This is a genomic window from Nonomuraea sp. NPDC050643 (assembly GCF_040654715.1).
GTDB lineage: Bacteria > Actinomycetota > Actinomycetes > Streptosporangiales > Streptosporangiaceae > Nonomuraea.
This window is the reverse complement of sequence record NZ_JBFAIM010000040.1, coordinates 64,632-78,157: the sequence shown is the minus strand read 5'-3', so window position 1 is coordinate 78,157 and position 13,526 is coordinate 64,632. Positions and strand designations below refer to the sequence as shown.

Annotated in this window: 14 protein-coding genes and 1 tRNA gene; 13 read left to right on the top strand and 2 right to left on the bottom strand. The window is 71.0% G+C overall.

All coding sequences use genetic code 11. The features are described 5' to 3' along the window. Nucleotides 1-90 precede the first annotated feature (90 nt). The 12 genes from AB0I15_RS40055 to AB0I15_RS40000 all read left to right on the top strand — a co-directional run bounded on the left by AB0I15_RS40055 (nt 91) and on the right by AB0I15_RS40000 (nt 9,244). Nucleotides 91-1,221 (top strand): histidine kinase, encoded by a 1,131-nt coding sequence (locus tag AB0I15_RS40055; RefSeq protein WP_358107964.1) that lies wholly within the window; start codon nt 91-93, stop codon nt 1,219-1,221. Beyond that, nucleotides 1,214-1,873, top strand: a complete 660-nt coding sequence (locus tag AB0I15_RS40050) for a response regulator transcription factor (protein WP_358107961.1) — start codon at nt 1,214-1,216, stop codon at nt 1,871-1,873. Before AB0I15_RS40055 ends, AB0I15_RS40050 begins: the two co-directional genes overlap by 8 nt. A 54-nt stretch (nt 1,874-1,927) precedes the next feature. After that, the gene (locus AB0I15_RS40045) at nt 1,928-2,647 is read left to right on the top strand and encodes an ATP-binding cassette domain-containing protein (RefSeq protein ID WP_358107958.1); all 720 of its coding nucleotides are present in this window, start codon (nt 1,928-1,930) and stop codon (nt 2,645-2,647) included. After that, the gene (locus AB0I15_RS40040; RefSeq protein ID WP_358107955.1) at nt 2,644-3,426 is read left to right on the top strand and encodes an ABC transporter permease; all 783 of its coding nucleotides are present in this window, start codon (nt 2,644-2,646) and stop codon (nt 3,424-3,426) included. The genes AB0I15_RS40045 and AB0I15_RS40040 overlap by 4 nt, the downstream gene beginning before the upstream one ends. Further along, nucleotides 3,423-4,199, top strand: a complete 777-nt coding sequence (locus AB0I15_RS40035) for an ABC transporter permease (RefSeq protein ID WP_358107952.1) — start codon at nt 3,423-3,425, stop codon at nt 4,197-4,199. The genes AB0I15_RS40040 and AB0I15_RS40035 overlap by 4 nt, the downstream gene beginning before the upstream one ends. A 338-nt stretch (nt 4,200-4,537) precedes the next feature. After that, nucleotides 4,538-4,611, top strand: a tRNA-Met gene (locus AB0I15_RS40030). A gap of 71 nt (nt 4,612-4,682) precedes the next feature. After that, nucleotides 4,683-4,847, top strand: a complete 165-nt coding sequence (gene rpmG / locus AB0I15_RS40025) for a 50S ribosomal protein L33 (RefSeq protein ID WP_019632658.1) — start codon at nt 4,683-4,685, stop codon at nt 4,845-4,847. A 313-nt stretch (nt 4,848-5,160) separates the two neighbouring features. Next, a complete protein-coding gene (locus AB0I15_RS40020) occupies nt 5,161-5,610 on the top strand; it encodes a MaoC family dehydratase N-terminal domain-containing protein (RefSeq protein WP_358107949.1) in 450 nt (149 codons plus the stop codon). A gap of 1 nt (nt 5,611) precedes the next feature. Continuing rightward, entirely contained in the window at nt 5,612-6,040 is a 429-nt protein-coding gene (locus tag AB0I15_RS40015) for a MaoC family dehydratase (RefSeq protein WP_358107946.1), read from the top strand. A gap of 102 nt (nt 6,041-6,142) precedes the next feature. After that, on the top strand, nt 6,143-7,081 hold the full coding sequence (locus AB0I15_RS40010) for a hypothetical protein (protein ID WP_358107943.1): 939 nt from the start codon (nt 6,143-6,145) through the stop codon (nt 7,079-7,081). 322 nt (nt 7,082-7,403) lie between these two features. Continuing rightward, nucleotides 7,404-8,441, top strand: coding sequence for a UDP-N-acetylmuramate dehydrogenase (locus AB0I15_RS40005; RefSeq protein WP_358107940.1), 1,038 nt, complete (start codon nt 7,404-7,406; stop codon nt 8,439-8,441). A gap of 224 nt (nt 8,442-8,665) precedes the next feature. Continuing rightward, entirely contained in the window at nt 8,666-9,244 is a 579-nt protein-coding gene (locus AB0I15_RS40000; protein WP_358107937.1) for a TMEM165/GDT1 family protein, read from the top strand. A gap of 48 nt (nt 9,245-9,292) precedes the next feature. On the opposite strand, the gene AB0I15_RS39995 is transcribed toward AB0I15_RS40000, so the two are convergent. Together AB0I15_RS39995 and AB0I15_RS39990 are read right to left on the bottom strand one after the other, a co-directional pair. Further along, nucleotides 9,293-12,157, bottom strand: a complete 2,865-nt coding sequence (locus tag AB0I15_RS39995; RefSeq protein ID WP_358107934.1) for an AAA family ATPase — start codon at nt 12,155-12,157, stop codon at nt 9,293-9,295. A gap of 90 nt (nt 12,158-12,247) precedes the next feature. Then, entirely contained in the window at nt 12,248-12,394 is a 147-nt protein-coding gene (locus AB0I15_RS39990) for a hypothetical protein (RefSeq protein WP_358107931.1), read from the bottom strand. A 199-nt stretch (nt 12,395-12,593) separates the two neighbouring features. Here AB0I15_RS39990 and deoC point away from each other — a divergent pair, with 199 nt between their 5' ends. Beyond that, a complete protein-coding gene (gene deoC / locus AB0I15_RS39985) occupies nt 12,594-13,523 on the top strand; it encodes a deoxyribose-phosphate aldolase (protein ID WP_358107928.1) in 930 nt (309 codons plus the stop codon). Nucleotides 13,524-13,526 lie beyond the last annotated feature (3 nt).

Sequence of the window (13,526 nt, the reverse complement as noted above, 5' to 3'; positions counted from 1 at the left end):
ACGCCCGGTCCAAGATCTCTTGGAGCCGGGCGTTCTTCGTTGCCGGGAGCTTTCGCCTCGGCGCTTTCGGGGCTGGCTAGGGTTCGACCTATGAACCGGCCCTGGTTCGACTCCACCGAACCGAGCTCCGTCCGGTGGGACGTGGGCGCGGGGCTGCTGTGCGTGCTGGTGTTCTGGCTGCCGGTCGACGCCACGCGTGCCCCCCTGGCGCACCTCGGGCTGATCGCGCTGCTGGTCGTCGGCATGGCGCTGCGCACCCGGAGGCCGCTCGCCGCGTTCGCCGCCGTCACCGCCGCCACCCTCGCGGGGGCCGCGCTGGGCATGACGCAAGATCCGTTCGTGGCCGCGGCCTGGGTGCTCCATCGCGTGGCCCTGACCCGGGGCACGGCCCGATCGCTCAACACCGTCGCCGGGCTGACCGCGGTGACCATCGCGGCCGTCGCGTTCCTGGGCACCGCCGACGCCGAGAGCACCGTGCGCTACACGATGCTGAGCCTGCTCGCGCTGGCCGCGGCCTGGGTGCTGGGCGGCACGACCCGTCGCGCAACGCTCGAGACCGAGCACGCGATGCTGGCCGAGCGGCAGGGCGCGGTGACGGCGGAACGGCTGCGGGTGGTGCGGGAGGTGCACGACGTCGTCTCCCACTCGCTGGGCACGATCGCCGTGACGGCCGGGGTCGCGGTCCGCGCGGACGACCTGGCCCGCATGCGCGACAGACTGGGACAGATCGAAACGGTGAGCCGGCAGGCGCTGGAGGAACTGCGTACGACGCTGGGCGCCGTACGCGCGAGCGACGAGGCCGCCGAACGCCGGCCCCAGCCGGGCATCGGCGACCTGGCCGCCCTGGCCGGTCGCATGCGGGAGAACGGGGTGCCGGTGACGCTGGACGTGGCGGACGTGGGCGCGGTGCCCGCCGGAGTGGGGCTGGCGGCGTACCGGATCGTCCAGGAGGGGCTCACGAACGCCGCCAGGCACGCCCCTGGCGCGCGCTGCACGGTCACGGTCCGCGGCGCGCCCGGTGAGCTGCGGGTCGCGGTCACGGACGACGGCCGGGGCGCCGCGAAGCAGGCGGCGGCCTCCGGCGAGCCGGGGTACGGGCTGGTCGGGCTGCGGGAACGGGTCGAGCTGCTCGGCGGCGTGTTCACCGCGGGCCACCGCCCCGGGCCGGCCGGCTTCGAGCTGTCCGCTGTGCTTCCCCTCCCGGAGGCGACGGGTGACTGAGCGGGTCAAGGTGCTGGTCGCGGAGGATCAGGAGTTGCTGAGGGCCTCCCTGCTGGAGCTCGTCGCGAGCGACCCGGAGTTGACGGCGGCGGGCGAGGCGGGCGATGGCCGCGAGGCCGTCGAGGCCGCTCGCAGGCTGCGTCCCGACGTGGTGCTGATGGACATCCGCATGCCCGTCATGGACGGCCTTGAGGCGACCCGGGCCATCTGCGCGGCGGACCTGTCGGCCAAGGTCGTCATCCTGACCACGTTCGACCTGGACGAGTACGTCTACGAGGCCCTGCGCGCGGGCGCCTCCGGATTCCTGCTGAAGAACGCGGGCACGGAGGAGATCCTCCGGGCCGTCCACATCGCGTACGAGGGCAACGCGATGCTCGCCCCCGAGGTGACCCGGCGCATGATCGCCGAGCTCGCCGTCAGGCGGCCTCGCCCGGAGCCCGCGCCCCTGACCCGGCTGACCGAACGCGAACGGGACGTCGTGGCGGCGATCGTCCGCGGCATGTCCAACGAGGAGATCGCCGCCGCGCTGTTCCTCAGCCGCGCCACCGTCAAGACCTACCTGAGCAGGCTCTTCCTCAAGCTCGGCGTACGGGACCGCACCCAGCTCGTCATCCTGGCCTACGAGTCGGGCTTCGTGAACGACCTGCGCTAGCTGTCAACCTTTGGCCGACGCGCCGTCCGGGCCTGCGCTGCGACGCTGGAACCCGTGATCGAAATCACCGGACTCACCAAACGTCACGGCAAGAAGCTCGCCATCAGTGACGTCTCCTTCACCGTCGCCCCGGGCCGGGTGACCGGGTTCCTCGGGCCGAACGGCGCGGGCAAGTCGTCGACGCTGCGCATCCTCCTCGGCCTCGACCGCGCCGACGCGGGCACCGCGCTGATCGGCGGCCGGCCGTACCGGCGGCTGCGCGACCCCTTGCGCACGGTCGGCTCGCTGATCGAGGGCAGTGGCGCGCACCGCTCCCGCACCGCCCGCGCCCACCTGTCCTGGGTGGCGCGCAGCAACGGCCTGGCCAGGAGCCGCGTGGGCGAGGTGCTGGAGGAGGTCGGGCTGGCGGACGTGGCCGGAAAGCGGGTCGGCACGTTCTCGCTCGGCATGGGGCAGCGGCTCGGCATGGCGGCGGCCCTGCTCGGCACGCCCGACGTGCTGGTCCTGGACGAGCCCGGCAACGGCCTCGACCCGGACGGCATCCGCTGGATCAGGCGGCTGCTCAAGGAATACGCCCAGGGCGGTCGTACGGTCCTCCTCTCCAGCCACCTGATGAGCGAGATGGCCGAGACCGCCGACGACCTCATCGTGATCAGCGGGGGCCGCGTCGTCACCTCCGGCCCGCTCCACGAGGTCACCGCCGGGCACGCCTCGCTCGAAGAGGCGTTCTTCGCCCTGACCGACCCCGCGCACCGCGCCGGACGTGCGTCATGAGCCTGCCGAACACCGTCGCCGCCGAGTTCAGGAAGATCGTCACGCTGCCCGCGGCCATCGTCGGGGTCGTGCTCGGCACCGCCATGACGCTCGTCTTCACCGCCATGGCCGGCAGCTCCCGGCGCGCCAAACTGGACGCGGGCATGGCGGACGACGGCTCGACGTACGACCTGGGCCTCGAGATGGCCGCACCCGGCGTCGTCGGCGTGATCGTGACGGCCATCGTCATCATCAGCAGTGAATACACCGCCACCAGCAAGGACGCGGGCGGCGGCCGGCAGATCCTGGTCAGCCTCACCGGCACCCCGAGGCGCGGCGAACTGCTCGCGGCCAAGGCCGTCGTGGTCGCCCTCGTCAGCGGCGTGGCCGGGGCCGTCACGATCGGCGGCGGGCTGCTGATGACGCAGGTCCTGCTCGGCAGGCACGGCCATCCGATCGGTGAGCTGATGGGCGTGCTCGGCTGGCGGCCCGTGGGGGCGGTCGCCTACTGGGTGCTCACCGCGCTGATCGCGTTCGCCGTCGCCGTCATGGCGCGCAGCGGCATCGTGCCGATGGTCGCGTTCGTGGTCAACACCACGTTCGTGTCGGTCACCTTCCTGCTGACCAGGGTGACGTCGCTGGCGAAGTACCTTCCCGACGTGGCGGGGGCGCAGATGTTCGCCACCGGCTACCCGGCGGAGAGCATGGTGACGCCGCTGACCGGCGCCGTCGTCATGACCGCGTGGACGGTCGCGCTCCTGGGGGTGGCCGCGGGCCTGTTCGTCCGGAGGGACGCGTGACCAACGGCGCCTGGAACACCCTCGCGGCCGAGCTGATCAAACTCAGGACGCTGCCCGCCGCGCTCATCACGATCTGCGTGACGGTTCTGGCCGCCGCCGCGTTCGCCGCCGCACTGGAGGCGGCCCCGTTCGACCGGTCGCTCACCGTGGCGGAGGCCACGCTCGGCAGCGTCGAGTACGTCCAGGCGGGCTTCATCGTGCTCGGCGTCCTGTCCGTGGCCTCCGAGTACGCGGGCAGCCAGGCCAGGACCACGCTCACCAGTGTTCCCGGGCGTCTGCTGCTCATGACCGGGAAGGCCGGCGCCTACCTGCTGACCGCCACCGCGACCGCTCTGCTCACGGTCACGGCGTCCTGCGCCGGAGCCTGGCTCGCCGCCTCCACGCAGGGGACGGTGGCCGTGGGTGGTGTGGACACCGGGCAGGGGGCTGTCGGCGGTGCGGAGGTCGTCGCCGGGCCTGCCGGAGGGGACCTTGCCGCGTTGGCGCGCGCGGCCGTCTATCTCGTGCTGATCGGCCTGCTCGCCCAAGCGGTGGCCGCCCTGCTCCGGGACGTCATCGCCTCGCTCGCGACCGTGCTCGCGCTCGTCCTGGTCGTGCCCCGGTTCCTGGCGGGCGTCACCAGCCTGGCCGACTATCTGCCGGGGGCGGCGGGGGCACGGCTGTACCAGGCGGGACCGGGGCTCACGCCAGTGGAGGGCGGGCTGGTGCTGGCCGCCTGGCTGACCCTCGCCCTGACCGCCGCCACCATCTCCTTCACGAAACGCGACGCCTAAGCCTCCACCCCACTCGGCTCACCACCCTGCTCGGCTTGCCACCCCGTTCGGCCTGCGTCGTCGTGGCAGGCGTTTGCGTCCGGGCTGCCGGCGCGTAAGGGCGCGTGGGTGGTGGGCGTGGGTGTCCGGTCTCGGGAGATTCGCGACGGCGGGAGCCCGCTGCTACGCTGAGATCTCTCCCACTGCGTTCTGCGGCAGGTGGGGCTCCTGTTTATTCGATTTCGGTTGTCGGGGGTTCCTGAGGCATACTGGGGAGCACCCCACCCGAACGGGTGAGTTACTAATGTGCTCACCGCGTCGGGTATCCTCTACGGGGCCGGGGTCGTTACCGGCTCAAAGGCGGAGTAGCTCAGTCAGGCAGAGCAAACGGCTCATAATCGTTGTGTCGCCGGTTCAAGTCCGGCCTCCGCTACTGCCCAATCCCAGGTCGACCGGCCTGGGCACGGGCGTGTCCATGTCCCGAACGTAGAAAGGCACTCCCAAGTGGCTGCCACCGACGTTAGGCCGAAGATCACGCTGGCCTGCCAGGAGTGCAAGCACCGCAACTACATCACGCGGAAGAACCGGCGCAACGACCCGGATCGGCTTGAGCTGAAGAAATACTGCCCCAACTGCCGCTGCCACCGCGCGCACCGCGAGACCCGATAGGTCTCCGGGCAGGCCCCAACGTTCATATCGCACAACCGGCGTCCCATAGCAGGGCGCCGGTTTGTCGTGTCTGTAGAGCGTCCTGTGTGACGGGTGCCCGTTTCACCACCTCGCCGGTCAAGTGAGCGCGCGTGACGGCGGCCCGCCCCGTGGCGGTCAGCGGGCGTGTTCCTGGAGGTCACCGGCCACGTGCGGCGGGTGGCGGTGCCGTTGGCCTTGCCGTACGGGATGGGCTTAAAGGAACGGCCATCACTAGGGACAACGGAACCTTGTTCTGTTACCGTCGGCCTCAGACAGCTACGAGGGAGCACTGATGGCCTTGAATCGTGACTTCGTGGGCAGGAGTTATCCGCCCAGCGCCCCCTACGAGGTCAGCCGCGTGAAGATCAGGGAGTTCGCGGCCGCGATCGGTGACAACAACCCGCTCTACCGGGACAGGGAGGCCGCGCAGGCCGCCGGATACCCCGACGTGATCGCCCCGCCCACGTTCCCCATCGTGTTCGGCCTGCAGAGCGGCGGCGAGGCCCTGGTGGATCCCGACCTTGGGCTGAACTTCGCCATGGTGGTCCACGGCGAGCAGCGCTTCGAGTTCATCCGCCCCGTCCACGCCGGCGACGAGCTGGTCACCACCGCCACGATCACCGACATCCGCAGCGCCGGGCGCAACGAGATGCTGACGCTCAGGAGCGAAGTGACGACCGTCGCGGGTGAGCCGGTCTGCGTGACCTACAACACGATCGTCGAGCGCGGAGGGGCCGCCTGAGATGACCGCCACGGTGAAGTACGACGACGTCGAGGTCGGGCAGGAGATCCCGGCCGTGGACTACAACGTGCGCAGGCTCAACCTGGTGATGTACGCCGGCGCCTCGGGCGACTACAACCAGATCCACTGGAACGAGCGCTTCGCCAAGATGGTCGCGCTGCCCGACGTGATCGCGCATGGGATGTACACCATGGCGCAGGCCGGGCGGTTCGTCACCGACTGGGCCGGGGACCCGGGAGCGGTGGTCGACTTCGGGGTGCGGTTCTCGTCGATGGTGGTCGTCCCCGACGACGATCAGGGGGCCACGCTCTCGGTGAGCGGCGTGGTGGAGGAGAAGCTCGAGGACAAGCGGGTGGTCATCCAGCTCACCGCCAAGGCGGGCGACGCACGCGTGCTGTCGAAGGCGCGCGCCGTGGTCCAGCTCTCCTGAACCGCGCATGATAGGCCGGGCGGCTCCCGGGTAGCGCGTGTCCCTATGAGTGATGCTGCGCGACAGGTATGGCCCACGGTCCGATCGATCCCCGTCTCCGCCGTGACCGACACCAATCCCCCCGGGCACCTGCGGGCCGCGCGGCTCGAGCAGGTGGCGGGTGGCACCGGCACCGGGCGGGACACCACGGGCAGCGCGGCGACCGGAGTCGGCACGGCCGGGACCAAGGGCACGCACGCCCGCCAGAACCCGGCCGCCGAGCTGGGCTTCTCCGGCGACCCCGGCCAGCACGGCGACCCGGGCGACAACATGCTGCACTCCCAGCGCGTCTGGGACGGCACGCTCGCCACGAACCGCCTCGACGAGCTGGGCGTCAACACCGAGCGGCAGCGCATGGAGACCAAGGACGTCACCGCGAGCGTGAGCGTGCTCGTGGACGGCTGGCCCGAGGACGTCGAGAAGTCCCTGCAGTCGGTGATCGACCACACCGACGCCCGCGTGCTGGCCCTCGACCTGGGCAACGTGGACGGCGCCGGTGACGTGCTGCGCGGGCTGGCGGAGCGGTACCCGGAGCGGATCGCCGCCTGGCACGTCGCCGAGACACCGCTGTGGCGCGGGGGGACGGCGACCTGGGGCGAGAGCCGGATGAAGCTGATGCGGCTCGACCAGTCCGAGGTTCATGTGCTGATGGAGACGAACGTCGTGCTGCGCGGCGACGCGCTGACCCCCTTGATCGCGGTCGTCGTGGAGGGCGCGGTGGCGGCGGGGTGGAAGGGGCTCGAGCCCGAGGACGACGGGGCCCGCTGGCGGGAGGCGGGGCCGGGCAAGGTGCGGGCGCTGAGCGGGGAGCTCCTGGCGGTACGCAGGGCGCAGGCCCTCAGTGCGCTGCCCGAGGACGCCGAATACGGCGCGAACGCCGATGTGGCGCTCTCGCAGGGTCTGCGCGGGGAGCTGGTCGTGCCGAGCGAGACGCTGCCGGTGACGCTGACCGGGACCCACGAGACCTCCCCGGGGGACCAGGGGCACTCGGCCCGGCTCTGACCTCCCTTTCCCCGCCTTGCCAAGGCCCCCTCACGCCTCACTTCGGCGAGGGTCTCTTTGGGGGATTGGGATGGGATGGGGCGCCGATCATGGCACGGCACCGCGATGCCGATGCCGCCGTGACGGTGTGACGGGGCGACGGCGTGACGGCGTGAGGGGCGAGGGGACGTCGTGACGGTGCGCGTCACGAGGGTCGTGACGGCCGGGGCGTGAGGGGAGCCGGTGAAGGGGTGGGGTGGGTGGTTACGGAGTGTGAGCGGGGTTGGTCAGGGTGTGGGGAGCGGGTGCTGCGCATGCTGCGCGCCTCATAAGCTAGTTGCCCATGGAGATGCTCGCGCCGTACACCACCCTGCGCCTGGGCGGCCCCGCCCAGGATTTCGCCGAGGCCACCTCGGCGGAGCAGCTCGTGTCCCTGATAGCCGAAGCCGACATGAAGGGCCTGCCCACGCTGGTGCTCGGCGGGGGCAGCAACCTCGTGGTGGCCGACGAGGGGTTCGACGGTCTGGTCATCAAGGTGGCGACCGAGGGCGTGTCCGTCTCGCGCGACGGCGAGGAGGCCGTCGTCACGGTCGAGGCGGGCGAAGACTGGGATCGGCTCGTGGTCCGCGCCGTGGCGGAGGGCTGGTCGGGCATCGAGTGCATCTCCGGCGTCCCGGGCCTGGTCGGTTCGACGCCGATCCAGAACGTGGGCGCCTACGGCCAGGAGGTGGCCCAGACCATCCGGTGCGTGCGGGCCTACGACCGGCTCACGCGGCAGGTGGTGGACCTGGAGGCACGGCAGTGCGGATTCTCCTATCGCGACAGCCTGTTCAAGCGTGATCTGGCGCGTTATGTGGTGCTCGCGGTGACGTACGCGCTGGACATCTCGGAAATGTCCGGCCCGGTGGTCTACGAGGAGCTGGCCCGGCGGCTCGGCGCCGAGCCCGGCGGCCGGGTGCCGCTCGCGCGGGCCCGTGAGGCCGTGCTGGCGCTGCGGCGCGGCAAGGGCATGGTGCTCGACCCGGACGACCCCGACACCCGCAGCGCGGGCTCGTTCTTCACCAACCCCGTCCTGTCGCCGGAGCAGGCCGCGAAGCTGGCCGGCCGGGCGCCGGGGCATCCGAGCTGGGACCTGCCCGGCGGGATGGTGAAGGTGCCCGCCGCGTGGCTGATCGAGCAGGCCGGCTACCCGAAGGGCTACGAACGCGGCCCCGTACGCATCTCCACCAAGCACACGCTCGCGCTCACCAACCCCACGGGCGCCGCCACGACCGGCGACCTGCTGGCTCTGGCCAGAGAGGTGCGCCAGGGGGTGCGCGAGAAGTTCGGGGTGACGCTGGTCAACGAGCCGGTGCTGGTGGGCTGTTCCCTGGAGGAATAGGCAGCCCGGTGAGGCTGTTAAGGTGTTTTGGAATTACCGAGGGGGAGTAGTCCTAATCGTGTGATCGACATACTGGCGCGTTATCGCGCCCGGTCACACGGGCCTCAGACGGGCGGACGAGACCTTCGGCCTGGCAGTCATGGACAAGACGCTGCCGGGCCGAAGTCGTGCCCGAAAACTCCCCGGGTGCCTGCTTCCGGCTCGGTCGCGCGGAAGAGGACCGTTTGGAAGCATTCTGGATCAGCCTCGCCGTCATCTTCGTGGCCGAGCTCGGTGACAAGAGCCAGCTCATGGCGATGACGTTCGCGACCCGTTTCAAGATGTGGCCCGTGCTCCTGGGCATCACGATCGCCACGACCGTCGTGCACCTGGTCAGTGTGGCCGTGGGCGGCCTGATCGGCGACGCCCTGCCGACGACGGCCATCTCGGTGGTGGCGGGGTTGGCCTTCCTCGGGTTCGCCGTGTGGACGTTGCGCGGGGACGAGCTGACCGAGGAGGAGTCGCGCAAGGCCCAGCGCGCCACCAGGAACGCCGTGATCGCGGTGACCGTGGCGTTTTTCCTGAGCGAGCTGGGCGACAAGACGATGCTGGCCACGATCACGCTGGCGACGAGCCACGGCTGGCTGGGCACCTGGATCGGCTCGACGGTCGGCATGGTCGCGGCGGACGCGCTGGCCATCCTGGTCGGGCGGCTGCTGGGCAAGCACCTGCCGGAGAAGGCCATCCGGTACGGCGCCGCCGCCGCGTTCGCCGTCTTCGGCCTCGTCCTGCTGGCCGAAGCCCTCCTCCTGGGCAACGGCTAAGGCGACAGCGCCAAGGCGACGGCGACGGCGGGCGGTGGCCTGTGGCGGCTACGACAGCAGCGACAGCCGGTGGGCGGCTGCGGCCGCCTCGCCGCGCGTGGTGACGCCGAGCTTGGCCAGGATGTTGGACACGTGCACGCTCACCGTCTTGGCCGAGATGAACAGCTCAGCCGCGATGTCCCGGTTGGTCCGGCCCTGGGTGACCAGGCGCAGCACCTCCAGCTCGCGCGGCGTCAGCAGCTCCGACGGCTCCTGGGCCTCCTGGAGGCCGCCCACGCGGCGAGACAGGGCCTCGATCTCCGCCACGAGCGGGGTCGCGCGCAGCGCCTGTGCCAGCGGGAGCGCCGCCTTCAGCCGGGTGGCCGCCCCCTCCCTGTCGCCGCTCCGCGCGGCCGCACCGGCCGCCCGCAGCAGGCACTTGGCCTGGTGGTGCGGCCGCTTGAGCCGCTCCCAGGACGCCGCCGCGGCGTCGAAGTCCCCCGAGGACGCCAGCCGGTACGCCTCCGCCACCGGCCCGATGACCGACAACTGGGCGATCGCCTCGGCGGCGCTGGCCCGCAGCGCCGCGGTCCGCTCCGGCTCGGTGGTCTCGGCGGCGTCGCAGACCGTGCGCATCGAGGCGAGCAGCCGCCATCCGAGCATGGGCTTGCTCGACAGCTTGGGCTGCGCGAACACCCGCTCGGCCACGGCCAGCGCGGAGCCGGGTTCGCCCCTGGTCAGATGCCAGTTGATGCGCAGGCGGGCGTTGTTGGTGATGTCCTGCAGGAACTCCTCCGGCCGGTCCTTCAGCACGCCGATCTCCGACAGGATGGCCTCGACGAGCTGCAGCTCACCTCTGGCGAGGGCGATGTCGGCGCGGACGCGGAGCAGGGCGTAGCGGTTGCGCAGGCCGGGGCCGAGGTTCAGGGCCGTCTCGACGGTCTCCATGGCCTCGTCCCAGCGGCCGAGCGTCTCGAGCGCCTCGGCCCAGTTGTTCATGATGAACAGGCCGCTGCCGCGGATCCGGCCGTATTTCTTGGCGGTCCGCCAACCGTCCTCCGACAGGCGCAGGGCCTCGTCCTCGTGGCCCATGTCGAGCAGGGCGTCGATGGTGTTGCCGATCGCCCTGGTGATCAGCCGGCCGGACTGCTCCTCCCTGCCGATCTTCAGCGCCTGCTCGTTGATCTGGATCGTGGTCTCCAGGTCGCCGCGGAGCGAGTGGCCGAGCGCCAGGTTCATCAGCAGGTCGGATTCGAGGCAGCGGTCACCGTACTGCCTGACCAGGTGCAGGCCCTCCTCGATGAGCTCGCTCGCCTCCTCGATGTGGCCGCGCAGCATCAGGTGACGGCTCAGCGTCGTGACCACCTCGGCCCGGCTGACGCTGGGCTCGGGGACGAGGCGCAGCGCGTGCCGGAGGTCGTCGATGACGCCGGCCTGGTTCTTGGAGTTCTTGAACGCGGTACGGCGCACGATGAGCTCGGCGACCCGGGCCGGCTCCTGCGTCTCGTCCAGTTGGGACAGGGCGGCCTTGACGAACTTGATGCCCTTGTCCACGTCGCCGCCGGCGTTGGCGGCCTCGGAGGCCCGTTCGAGCACGGCGGTGTGGTCGGCGCCGATGAGCTCGGCCGCGTCGGGCACGCGGTCCCAGAGCGTGAGGACGCGTTCGAGCAGCGGCACGGCCTCGGTGTAGGCGAACGCCTTGAACGACTTCTGCGCGGCCTCCCAGGCGGCGATGAGGGCCCAGTGGTCGTTGCGGGCGCCGTACCAGTGGTGGGCCAGCTCGACGGCGGCGCGGCCGGGCGGGACGAGCCGGCGGTCCTTGGAGATCTCCTCGGCGAAGCGGGAGTGCAGGCGCTGGTGCTCGCCGGGCAGCAGCTCGTCGTGGACGGCCTCGCGGATGAGGGAGTGGCGGAAGACGTACGCGCGGTTGTCGGCGATCTGCAGCACGTTGCCCGCGATGGCGGGGCGCAGCGCGGTCTCCAGCTCGATGTCGGACAGGCCGCTCACGGCCGCCAGCAGCGCGTGGCCGACGCGCAGGCCGCCCGCGGCGGCGACGCGCAGCACCCGCTGGGTCTCCTCCGGCAGCCGTTCGACGGAGCCGAGGATGAGGTCCTGCATGGAGTCGGGGAACGTGCACTCGTCGCCGCTCTCCAGCATGGCCTCGACGAAGAGCGGGATGCCCTCGCTGCGCTCGTAGACCTTCTCGACCTTGGCGTATTCGGGGGTCCTGCCGAGGATCGCGGTCATCTGCTGGGCGACCTCGTCGCGCGACAGGCGCGGCAGGTCGAGGCGGTGCACGCCGTGGACGCGGCCCAGCTCGGCCAGCACCGGCCGCAGTGGATGCTGGCGGTGCAGGTCGTCCGAGCGGTAGGTCATGACGATCAGCACCTGCGGGGCCTGCAGGTTGCGGCTGAGGAAGGCGATGAGGTCGCGGCTGGACCGGTCGGCCCAGTGGATGTCCTCGATGAGCAGGACGGTGGGACGGTGGTCGGCGAGGCGTTCGAGCAGGGTGAGGAACTGCTCGAAGAGCCGGGCGCGGCCGGTGTCGGTCTCGCCGTCGCCGCTGGGCTCGCCGAACTCGGGCAGCAGCCGGGCCAGGTCGCGCTCGGCGCCGTCGGGCAGCAGCCCCGCGACGGCCGCGGGGCCCTGCTCCCTCACGAGCTGCCTGAGGGCGGCGGTGAACGGCGCGTAGGCCAGGCCCTCGGTGGACAACTCGACGCAGCCGCCGAACAGCACGTGCGCGCCCCCGCCGGCGCAGCGCTCGGCGAACCGCTGGACAAGTCTGGTCTTGCCGACTCCCGCCTCGCCGCCGACCAGGATGGCCGTGACCGCGCCCTTCCTGGCCTCGTCGAAGGTTTCGGACAGAGCCGCGAGCTCCTCTTGCCGTCCGACGAAGACGGGACTTACCGAACGCCCCCGCATGTCATCCAGCATGTCATGCCCCATTGATTGCTTTCGACGTCTTTTACGGGGGTATCGAGGCCCGGCCACGAGGGAGGTCGTGGCCGGGCTCTCGTGGGACGGTCATGACGAACGACGCTTGCCGAACAGGGAGCGGCGCCCCGCCTTGTTGTGCCGCTCGGCCTCGCGTACCCGCCGGTGCTCGGCGGCGGCCCTGCGCAGCTCGTTGGCGTTGCTCCTCATGAGCTCGTACTCGATCTCGGGATTCATGGCGTTTCTCCTGAAATTTGGTGCTTCTTCCTGACACCTTTAAGACTCGGTCTAAGGCCCGGTACGCCACATCAGGTGGATGCCTTATCTCTGGCGCGCGAGCACGTACGGCATACCTAGGACCTGGGCCTCGATCGCCCTAAGGTGGTCCGGTTTGGAGGTAGAGGCCCTGGTCGGCGATGCTGTCTAGGTGTCAACTGTGACTACCTCGCTCGCGGGCGTCGCCTCGTCCGACGCGGCGCTGCGAGCATTTCTGCACGGCCTCCCCGGTGTCGACCGGGTCGGCGCGGACCAGCGGGCGGCGATGCTGGGCACCCGTTCGATCAAGACCACGGCCAAGGCTCAAGCGATCGACCTGGCCATTTCCATGGTGGATCTGACCACTCTCGAAGGTGCCGACACGGCCGGCAAGGTGCGCGCGATGTGCACCAAGGCCGTCCACCCCGGCGGTGACGCGCCCCGGGTCGCGGCCGTCTGCGTCTATCCCGACCTGGTGGCGGTGGCCGTCGAGGCGCTGGGCCGCTCGGGGGTCAAGGTGGCCTCCGTCGCCACCGCGTTCCCCAGCGGGCGCACCTCGCTCGAAGTCAAGGTGACCGACACCGCGCTGGCCGTGGCGGCGGGCGCCGACGAGATCGACATGGTGATCGATCGGGGCGCGTTCCTGTCCGGCCACTACATGAAGGTCTACGAGGAGATCGTCGCGGTGAAGGCGGCCTGCGGGACGGCCCACCTGAAGGTGATCCTGGAGACGGGCGAGCTGGCCACCTACGACAACGTGCGGCGGGCGTCCTGGCTGGCGATGCTGGCCGGCGCCGACTTCATCAAGACCTCCACCGGCAAGGTGTCCCCGGCGGCCACGCCGCCCGTGACGCTGATCATGCTGGAGGCCGTGCGCGACTTCCGCGAGGCGACCGGCCGTCAGGTCGGCGTCAAGCCGGCGGGCGGCATCCGCACGACCAAAGACGCGATCAAGAACCTGGTACTGGTCAACGAGATCGCGGGCGACGACTGGCTGAGCCCCGACTGGTTCCGGCTGGGCGCCTCCTCGCTTCTGAACGACCTGCTGATGCAGCGCCAGAAGCTGGCCACCGGCCGCTACGCGGGCCCCGACTACTTCACCTTGGACTAGACG